The sequence below is a fragment of the Chitinophaga sp. genome, assembly GCF_035564935.1.
In the GTDB taxonomy this organism is placed as follows: domain Bacteria; phylum Bacteroidota; class Bacteroidia; order Chitinophagales; family Chitinophagaceae; genus Chitinophaga.
On sequence record NZ_DATMTE010000597.1, the window covers coordinates 1 to 3,853 of the forward strand.

The window sequence follows — 3,853 nt, forward strand, 5'->3', positions numbered from 1 at the left end:
TTTTACTTTTTTCAGTCCCTCCGGTACGCCGGCATACAGCAGGTTACCGCCACCGGCGCCGCCTTCCGGCCCGAGGTCAATTACCCAGTCGGCACTCCTGATCACATCCAGGTTATGTTCAATCACCAGCACAGTATGTCCTTGTTCAATTAAGGCGTTAAATGAGTCCAGCAATTTTTTAATATCATGAAAATGCAGACCGGTAGTAGGTTCATCAAAAATAAACAAGATGTGCCCCTGTGCCTTTCCCTTGCCAAGGAATGAAGCCAGCTTCACACGCTGCGCCTCGCCACCGCTCAGTGTATCACTGCTTTGACCCAGTTTTACATAGCCTAGTCCCACACTGCTCAGCGGTCGTATTTTGTTGCACACATCCTTTTCATCTTTGAAAAAGTCCAGTGCTTCGTCTACGCCCATTTCCAGTACTTCATAAATGTTTTTTCCTTTATAGGTTACTTCAAGTACCTCGTCTTTAAAACGTTTGCCACCGCAGCTTTCGCAGGTAAGATGCACATCGGCCAGGAACTGCATTTCTACAATCACTTCCCCTTCTCCTTTACATGCATCGCAGCGGCCGCCGTCAACGTTAAAGGAAAAATGCTTTGGCTGGAAGCCGCGCATTTTGCTCAGTGGCTGCCTGGCATAAAGATCCCTGATCTCGTCGTAGGCCTTGATATAGGTAACCGGGTTGGAGCGCGACGATTTACCGATGGGGTTCTGATCAATCATTTCCACCTGTGTAACATCATCCAGCGCACCTTTGAGCGCTTTGTGGTTACCTACCCTTTCTGCAAACTCACCTTTCAGCTTCATCAGTGCTGGATAGAGGATTTGCTTTACCAGCGTGGTTTTACCTGATCCGCTCACGCCGCTGATCACGGTTAATACCTGCAATGGAAAATCAACGGTAATATCTTTCAGGTTATGCTGCCGGGCGCCTTCAATAGTAATGGCTTTTTTCCATTTGCGGGTCTTCGCCGGCGGGTCAATGGTGTATTGGCCGCTGAGGTATTTGCCGGTCAGACTTTTACTGTCTTTCAGGATCTGCGGATAGGTGCCTTCAAAAATTACTTCCCCTCCCAGGTGACTGGCCAGCGGTCCCATATCGATGATATAATCGGCTTCCTCCATCATCTGCTCATCGTGTTCTACCACCACTACCGTATTGCCAAGGTCGCGCAGTTCCTTCAGTACTGAAATCAAACGGTGCGTATCGCGTGCATGCAAACCAATACTGGGTTCATCGAGGATGTACATGGAATTGGTAAGGTTACTTCCCAGTGTGCGTGTGAGCTGGATACGCTGGCTTTCGCCACCGCTGAGTGTATTGGCTACACGGTTCAGGGTAAGGTATCCTAATCCTACATCCAGCAATGTTTTAATGCGATGGTTGATTTCTATGAGGATACGTTTCCCGATCTGTTGTTCAAACTCATTGAGCTGCAGGCCGTCAAACCATTGTTTCAGGTCCGATACCGGCATATCTACCAGTTCCGCGATATTCCGTCCGCCTACTTTTATATAAAGCGCTTCCTTGCGTAAACGTCCGCCTCCACATTCGGGGCACACGGTACGTCCGCGGTAGCGGGCCTGTAATACTCGGTATTGCACCTTGTACAGGTTTTGCTCTACCATTTTAAAGAACTCGTTCAACCCGTAGAAGTGCTCGTTGCCTGTCCAGAGCAGTTTCACCTGCTCATCGGTAAGCTCCGCGATGGGTTTATGAACGGGGAAGCCAAATTTACGGGCGGTTTTAATGAGCGCTTCTTTGTATTCGCCCATTTTTTCCCCGCGCCATGGTGCTACTGCGCCTTCAAAAACGCTCAACCGCTTATCCGGGATCACCAGGTCGGCATCAATACCCAGCACCTGCCCGAAACCTTCGCAGGTGGGACATGCGCCGTAGGGGTTATTGAATGAAAACAGGTTGGGTACCGGCTCTTCAAACTGGATCCCATCCAGTTCGAAACGGTTGGCAAAGTGCTGTATTTCCTTACCATCGGTTTCCACGTAGCAATCGCCTTCACTTTCATAAAACGCGGTTTGTACGCTATCGGCTATACGATGTTTATCATCTTCCTCAAAATCCTTTGCTACCAGGCGGTCTATGAGAACCCATGCGTTATCGGGAACAGCTATTTTCTTCTGTTCCAGCAGCTCTTCTATACGTAATAAGCCGGTGCCTTCGCTACCGGGAACGTATAAACGGGAAAACCCTTTCTGTACCAGGATGTTCAGCTCCTCTTTTACATCCCTTTTCGCATGTCTGCGGAAAGGTGCGAGCAGTAACACTTTAGTGCCATTTTTCAGCTTTGTGATATAATCCACCACGTCACTTACTTCATGTTTTTTTACCAGTTTTCCGGAGATAGGGGAATAGGTTTTACCTATTCTTCCATACAATAACCGCAGATAGTCATATATTTCCGTCATCGATCCCACGGTAGACCGGGGTGTACGGGTGATCACTTTCTGCTCAATTGCGATAGCCGGGCAAATTCCCTTGATGTAATCCACATCCGGTTTGTTCATCCGCATAAGGAACTGGCGGGCATAAGAGCTTAAGCTTTCAGCGTACCTGCGCTGTCCTTCTGCGTACAGGGTATCCATTGTGAGGGAGGATTTACCTGAACCGGACACACCGGTAACAACTACCAGCTTGCTGCGGGGAATGGAGACGCTTACATTCTTAAGATTATGTACCCTGGCTCCTTTTATGAAAATCTGGTCCTGTGGGCTAACTTCCTGAGGATCAATTATACTTGTTTGTTTCTTTACTTTTGTTGCCATGACAGAACAAATTTAAGGGAAAAGATGTTAGCTCGGCAGGTCACTTTTTACAGATGTCCTTAATACGCTAAAAGCTAATACCTATGCGCTAAAAGCTATTTTTTATTATTTGTTTTATTGAACTAATCTTCTATATTTGCATAGGACCAGATCTATCTCGCTGGATTTTCCAAAAATCATCTTTAACTAAAACTGTTCAATATCGCCTAAACTCTACTTAATTAAAACAACCAAACTGGCTGTAAAGTCTGTAATTTATTTACTAACCCGCCTAGTTGTAGAAGTTTATGCAAGTAATGTACAAATTGTGCGATGAGCAGTTGATTACCCTCTTTAAAAAGGGGCATTCTTCCGCATTAGAAGAGTTGGTTCACCGTCATAAGGATAAGGTGTTCACTTCTATTCTGTTACTGGTTAAAGATTCCTTTCTTGCGGAAGATATTTTCCAGGACACCTTTATTAAAATTATCGACACTATCAGGGCTGAACGTTATACTGAAAAGGGAAAGTTTTTACCCTGGGCAATGCGTATTGCGCATAACCTCTGTGTAGATCATTTCCGGAAGATCAAGCGGACACCGATGATCAGGACCGGTGACGATAAGGATATCTTCGATGTGTTAGGCTTCAGCGACAGTTGTGCCGAGGAGAAGCTGATTACCCGTCAGAGCCATGACCGCGTTCGCAGGATGCTGGATATGCTGCCGGAAGAACAGCGGGAGGTAATTATCCTGCGTCATTATGCAGAATTAAGTTTTAAAGAAATTGCCGATCTCACGCAAGTGAGTATCAATACCGCACTGGGTCGGATGCGTTACGGTCTGATCAATCTCCGGAAAATGATGACGGAGAAACAAATCTGTCTATGAGGAACCCTTTTTTTTGCTTGCCAGCAACGAGCGGCCGGATGTAATGTCCGACCGCTCGCTATTTTAGGGGATCGCGGATCGCCTTCGGCGATGTAAATTGTCTTGGGACACTGATTACGCTGATTTTGATGATTTGTTTGATTTTATTTTATAAGCGAATGTGGGATCTGAGCGGAGTTTGTCTGACTCAGGAT

General features: G+C 46.5%; 2 protein-coding genes. One reads left to right on the plus strand and one right to left on the minus strand.

Going from position 1 to position 3,853, the window contains the following annotated elements:
- The coding region (gene uvrA, locus VN105_RS15135) for an excinuclease ABC subunit UvrA (RefSeq protein ID WP_325642327.1) at window positions 1–2,790 on the minus strand (2,790 nt) is incomplete at its 3' end.
- Between the two features lie 296 nt (window positions 2,791–3,086).
- On the opposite strand from uvrA, the gene VN105_RS15140 reads away from it, so the two are divergent.
- Entirely contained in the window at window positions 3,087–3,659 is a 573-nt protein-coding gene (locus VN105_RS15140; protein ID WP_079471749.1) for an RNA polymerase sigma factor, read from the plus strand.
- Window positions 3,660–3,853 lie beyond the last annotated feature (194 nt).